Genomic DNA, 5,797 nt, shown 5'->3' with positions numbered 1-5,797 from the left:
CCCTCCCACCCGCTCTGCCTGCGTGCACCCGACCCGAACACCTGTGCAGTGTCATCGAGACCTGCTAGGGTGTTCAGGTGTTGGGGCGACGTACGGACCGCGGAGGGCGCGCGTGCTGCTGGGACTTCGGATTTCGAACGTAGCGGTGATTGAGGAGGTGGAGGTGGCGTTTGGCGCCGGCCTTACCGTCCTCACGGGTGAGACAGGGGCTGGCAAGTCCATCTTGGTGGACGCGTTGGGTCTGTTGCTCGGGGGCAGGGCGGATGCGGACGTCATCCGAGCGGGCTGCGAGGACGCGGCGGTGGAGGGCGTGTTCGCCCGGACACCGGTGCTGGCCTCGAGACTGGAGGAACTGGGCCTCCCCGACCTGGGAGACGAGGTGCTGGTGCGCCGGGTGTTGGGGCGCACCGGGCGCGGCAAGGTCTACGTCAACGGCGCGCTGGTGACGCTGGGGGTCCTGGGGAAGCTCACCCGGGGCGCGGTGGACATCGCCGGCCAGCATGAGCACGTGAGCCTCTTCGACTCCGGGCTGCACCGGGTGCTGCTCGACAAGTACGGGCGCCTGGAGGACGCGCTGGCCGCGTACGGCCGCGAGTGGGCGAACCTGCGCGAGGTGGAATCCCGCATGGACGCGCTCGGCGGCGACGACGCCAAGGTGCGCGAGCGCGCGGAGTTCCTGCGCTTCCAACTGGATGAAATCACGCGCCTGGATCCGGAGTCCGGCGAGGACGTGAAGCTGGACGCGGAGCGCCGGCGGCTGGGCAGCGCGCAGAAGCTCAAGCGCCACGGCGCGGAAGCGGAGCTGCTGGTCGCGGGCGAGGCGCCCTCGGCGGTGGAGATCGTCGGGCGGGCGCTGGGGCTCGTGCACGAGGGCGTCAAGTGCGACGCGTCCCTCGCGCCGGTGGCGCTGTCGCTCAGCACCGCGCTGTCGGAGCTGGAGGAGGCCGCGCGCCGGCTCAACCGCTATGTGGAGGGGCTGGAGTCCGACCCCGGGCGGCTGGGCGAGGTGGAGGAGCGGCTGGACGCGCTCAAGCGGCTGTGCCGCAAGCACGGCGTGACGCTGGACGGCGTCCTCCTGAAGCGCGGCGAGCTGGAGACCGAACTGGGCACGCTGGAGAACCGGCGCGAAATCCTGGAGGAGCTGAACCAGGAGAAGAAGCGCGTGGAGGAGCGGGCGCGCAAGGCGGCGCTGTCCCTGTCCAAGGCGCGCAAGGCGAGCGCCGGGGCCTTCTCCCAGCAGGTGCGGGAGGGCCTGGGCGGGCTGGCCATGGGCAAGGCCGCCTTCGAGGTGCGGGTGACGGCCGGGGAGACGCTGCGTCCGGATGGCCTGGACGAGGTGGAGTTCTTCTTCAGCGCCAACCCGGGGGAACCCGCGCGCGCGCTGGCCAAGGTGGCCTCGGGCGGCGAGGCGAGCCGGCTGCTCCTGGCCCTCAAACGTGCACTGGCGGACAGTGACGCGTGCGGCTGCTACGTGCTGGATGAGGCGGACGCGGGCGTGAGCGGCGCCATCGCGGACGTGGTGGGGCGGATGATTCGCGAGGTCAGCTCCCACCGGCAGGTGCTGTGCATCACGCACCTGCCCCAGGTGGCGGCCTACGCGGACGCGCACCTGCTCATCCGCAAGAGCGTCCGGGGCGAGCGCACCGTGTCCCAGGTGCTCCCCCTGGCGGCGGGCGCCGAGCGCACGCAGGAGCTGGCGCGGATGATGTCCGGCGTGGAGGTGACGCGCGAGGCGCTGGGCGCGGCCGAAGCCCTGGTCCGTTCGGCCCACCGCTCCCCCCGGGCGCGCCGGGAATCGGGTCCGGAGGGCACCAGCCCCCGGGGTCGGCTGCGGCGGACGGCCTGAAACCGGGCCTCGAAGGTAGGGGTGACCCAGGGGGGAGGGCATGACGCACCGTGAGTTTTCGTCCGCGTCCTTGCCCCCTCATTGGGGCTCACATAGCATCCGGCGCGTGTCCAGCACCGCAGGGCAGACCGCGGCCCCCCGCCATAAAGTCATCTCCGCTGGCCTGACGGACGTCGGGCGCAAGCGCAATCACAACGAGGACAGTTTCCTCATTGACGATGAGCTCCAGCTCTACGTCGTGGCGGACGGAATGGGTGGGCACGCGGGTGGCGGTACCGCGTCGCGCATCGCCGTCGAGACCATCGACAAGGAGTTGAGGCGCGCGCGCGAAGGGCGAGACAACCCCTTCGTCAGTGTTCCCAACCTCCAGGAGTCGCCCATTCCAGAGGCGCTTCGTTCCGCGGTGGAGAAGGCCTGTCAGGCCATCTACCTCACCGCCCAGGACGACGCGCGGCTCTCTGGCATGGGAACGACCGTCATCTCCCTGGTGGTCCGCGACGAGCACGCCTTCTTCGCCCACGTGGGCGACAGTCGCGCGTACCTCATCCGCGGCGACCTCATCCAGCAGATCAGCGAGGACCATTCCCTGGTCAACGAGCAGATCAAGGCCGGGATGATCACCCCCGAGGAGGCGAAGCACTCCCGCTACAAGAACATCATCACCCGCTCCGTCGGCTTCGAGGAGGAGGTGCAGGTGGACGTCATGGGGCTCGTGTCCGAGCCCGGCGACGTGTTCCTGCTCTGCTCCGACGGTCTGGCCAACATGCTGGAGGACCGGGAGATCCACGACGCCGTGGCCCGTTCCGCCAGCTTCGAGGAAGTGCCCAAGCACCTCATCGACCTGGCCAATGAGCGCGGCGGCGACGACAACATCAGCGTCATTGTCGTGCGCATGGGCGGCTGAAGTCCGCCCTCGACCCGGGTGCGGTGGGGCGCGCCCGGCCTCTGTTGACCTTGACACTCTTCAAAGACGGATGATAGCTGCCCCAACCTTTCCACCCACGGCAAATCGCCAGTGGGTGACGGTGTGTGGGGGGCGGTTGGCGGGGGAGGTGTTGCGAGCGCGCGGAGCGACTTAGGTTCTGCCGCCGGAAGTCCCACGTAAGAGCAGGGTTTCTCCAGGAGTGGTCCGTGGCCAAAAAGTCCTTCACGCTGATGGTCATCCCGGACCACGACGCTCCGGTGAAGCGCTACACCATCCAGCGCTCCTGGCTGGTGCAGGTGGGCATGGGCCTGATGCTGGTGGCGGGACTGGGCGCGGGTGCGAGCATCCACTACCTGCAGGTCGCCGCGGATGCCTCGGAGAACCGCATCCTGCGTGAGGAGAACCTCACGCTGCGCTCCCAGCTGAAGTCGGTGCGTGAGCGCATCGAGCACATTGGCTCCACGCTGGACCGGGTGGAGCGCTTCGACCAGAAGCTGCGCGCGGTGACGCTGCTGTCGGACCCGCAGCGCAACCTGGCCATGGGCCCCACGGAGCCGGAAGCCGGCACCATGGCGCCCGCGACGGACACCCAGTTCACGCAGCTGACCACCACGGAGACGCCCAAGGTGCTGCTGGGGCGCCTGGACCGGCTGTCCGCGGAGGCCACCCGCCAGGAGCTGAGCCTCCAGGACCTGCAGGCCTACTTCCAGGACCAGAAGTCGCTCTTGGCCTCCACGCCGTCGGTGTGGCCGGCGCGCGGCTGGGTGACCAGCGACTTCGGGCAGCGCCTGGACCCGTACACGGCGGACCGGGTAACGCACGCGGGCCTGGACATCGCGGCGCCCCACGGCAAGGAAGTCACCGCGCCGTCGGACGGCACGGTGGTGTTCGCGGGCCTGGAGGGCGGGTACGGCAACGTGCTCGTCATCGACCACGGCTACGGCATCAAGACGCGCTACGGCCACCTGTCCAAGATTCTCGTGAAGGCCGGCGACCGCGTGAAGCGCGGCGTCCCCGTGGCGGCGGTGGGCAACACGGGCCGCTCCACCGGTCCGCACCTGCACTATGAGGTGCGCGTGAACGGCGTGCCGCAGAACCCGCGCAAGTTCATCCTCGAGGAGTAGCCCGAGGCGATTCCAGGGCGCGCGGTCCGGGGCTCCCAGCAGCGAGCCCCGTCGATCCGCCCCGAAGCTTCCTCCGACGCTTCAGGTTCCTTCCGGCTCCGGAAGGAACGCATCCAGGCGCAGGTGCCGGCGCTGCAGGCCGTGCGTCCGCCCGGTGCGCTCCATGATGTAGGCCCGCTCCACCTCCGCCCACAGGAGCGGCCCCAGCACCTGCCAGTGGGACGGCTGGTGCACCGTCAGCTCCAGCAGCGCCACGGTGAAGCCCGGCACGTCGGTGGCCGCCGCGCCCGGGGGCAAGGTGGGGCGCAGGTCCTCCGTCAGCCGCGCCCGCGTGGTGTCCGCGCTGTCCTCGCGCACGGTGAGCTGGGACGTGGGCACGAGCAGCACCGCGAAGCCGTCCGGCTGGAAGCGCACGATGCGCGCGCCCGGGTACTGCGCCGCGAGCGACGCGACGAGCGCCTTGAGCAGCGCGTCCCCCGCCGGGAAGCCGAAGCGGGCGTTGAAGTGGATCATCTCCTTCACGTCCACCATCACCGCGCCCACGGTCCAGCCGTCATGGTGGGCGTGCGTGGACAGGTCGAACTGCTCCTTGAGGAGCGTTCCCTGCGTCAGCGCCAGCACGTGCAGCGCCCCGGTGGCGTCGGGCTGGCCGCGCCGGCGCTGCTCGGTGGCGATGAGCTCCAGGGCGGCCGCCTGGGGCGCCTCCTGCGCGTGCCCGGGCCGGGCGGCCCGGGGGTGGAGTGCGACGAGCGCGGTGGCGGTGGAATCGTCGATGGAATAGGGCATCGTGCCCGGGTGTGTAGCGCGGACGGCACCCGGGCGCAGGCTGCTTTCAGCGCATGCGTCGCGCCGTCACCGTCACCTCGTCCCGGTCATGGTAGAGCTGGCGGACGGTGAGGCCCTCCCAGCCCCCGTCGTCCACGAGGATCTGCTTCACGCGCAGGAGCAGCGGGTTCTTGTCCTTCATGGGCAGCTTGATGTTGGCCACCAGGTTGCGCGCCCAGCGGCGGCGCCCCCACTTGGCCAACAACTGCGCCACCTCCAGCGGCCGCCACGCCATGTCGCAGAAGAGCCAGTCCGCGGGCTCCTCCGGGGCATAGGCGAAGGCGCTCTCCTGGACGTGCTGCACGCGGGGGTTCTTCGTGAGCTCCGGCATCAGCTTCGCCGGGTCCACCGCCACCACCCGCGCCCCGCGCGCCACCAGCCGCTGCGTCCAGCCGCCCGGCGCCGCGCCCAGGTCCACGCAGACATCGCCGCGCCCCGGCTCATCCGGCAGGCCGTCCAGGGCCTCCTCCAGCTTCATCGCCGCGCGGGAAGGGGACTCGCCCGCGCGCTTCATCCGCCGCCGGCCGCCCGGAGCGAGCGACAGCGCCTCGCGGGCACTCACCGCGCCCAGGATGAGCACGCCGTCCGGCGCCACGCACAGGCCCACCAGCAGGGCGCCGGACTCGCGCGCCCGGTTGTCGTCCTCCAGCAGGCGGTTGGGGTGGATGGCCGCGCGCACCGCGGCTTCCAGCGCCTCCGCGCGTCCGGCCTGCGTGTTGCCGCGCTCACTGTCGGGCGTGAAGGCGCGCAGGAGCCAGGGAACGCGGGTGGGCAGCTCGGAGAGGGCGTCCACGATGTCCTCCACGGGGACCTGCTCCCCGCCCGCGGGGGCCCAGGTGGCGATGACCCTCTCGGCCGCCCGGCCGAAGGCGGGGGGCACTTCCGGCCGGTGCTCGGACTCCACCAGGGCGGGGCCCAGGATGCGGGGGTTGGCGTGAGACCACACCAGCTCCTCGAACAGGTGGGCTTCGAAGCCCTCCCGGCACGTCCACAGCCAGCGCCCTGGCTGGGCGGCGAGCGTCTGTGCGGGGATGGAAGGAGCACGCGCCCGAGGTGGGATGCGCGGCGCCGGAGCTG

The 5,797-nt window shown here is 71.2% G+C and carries 5 protein-coding genes; 3 read left to right on the top strand and 2 right to left on the bottom strand.

Annotated features, from left to right (window positions below; translation table 11 throughout):
• The first annotated feature begins 112 nt into the window (after positions 1 to 112).
• The 3 genes from recN (at position 113) to D7Y13_RS37350 (ending at position 3,895) form a co-directional block, all read left to right on the top strand.
• Positions 113 to 1,846: a DNA repair protein RecN gene (gene recN / locus D7Y13_RS37360; protein WP_120537395.1), complete on the top strand. Its 1,734-nt coding sequence runs from the start codon at positions 113 to 115 to the stop codon at positions 1,844 to 1,846.
• A gap of 106 nt (positions 1,847 to 1,952) precedes the next feature.
• Positions 1,953 to 2,750: a Stp1/IreP family PP2C-type Ser/Thr phosphatase gene (locus D7Y13_RS37355; RefSeq protein WP_120585978.1), complete on the top strand. Its 798-nt coding sequence runs from the start codon at positions 1,953 to 1,955 to the stop codon at positions 2,748 to 2,750.
• 227 nt (positions 2,751 to 2,977) lie between these two features.
• A complete protein-coding gene (locus D7Y13_RS37350; RefSeq protein WP_120537397.1) occupies positions 2,978 to 3,895 on the top strand; it encodes a M23 family metallopeptidase in 918 nt (305 codons plus the stop codon).
• A gap of 81 nt (positions 3,896 to 3,976) precedes the next feature.
• On the opposite strand, the gene D7Y13_RS37345 is transcribed toward D7Y13_RS37350, so the two are convergent.
• Entirely contained in the window at positions 3,977 to 4,681 is a 705-nt protein-coding gene (locus D7Y13_RS37345) for a diguanylate cyclase domain-containing protein (RefSeq protein WP_120537398.1), read from the bottom strand.
• Positions 4,682 to 4,727: 46 nt separating this feature from the next.
• Entirely contained in the window at positions 4,728 to 5,714 is a 987-nt protein-coding gene (rlmM, locus tag D7Y13_RS37340) for a 23S rRNA (cytidine(2498)-2'-O)-methyltransferase RlmM (RefSeq protein ID WP_370451756.1), read from the bottom strand.
• Positions 5,715 to 5,797: the final 83 nt, after the last annotated feature.

Source organism: Corallococcus praedator, assembly GCF_003612125.1.
Classification (GTDB): domain Bacteria; phylum Myxococcota; class Myxococcia; order Myxococcales; family Myxococcaceae; genus Corallococcus; species Corallococcus praedator.
This window is presented reverse-complemented; position numbering and strand designations above follow the sequence as displayed.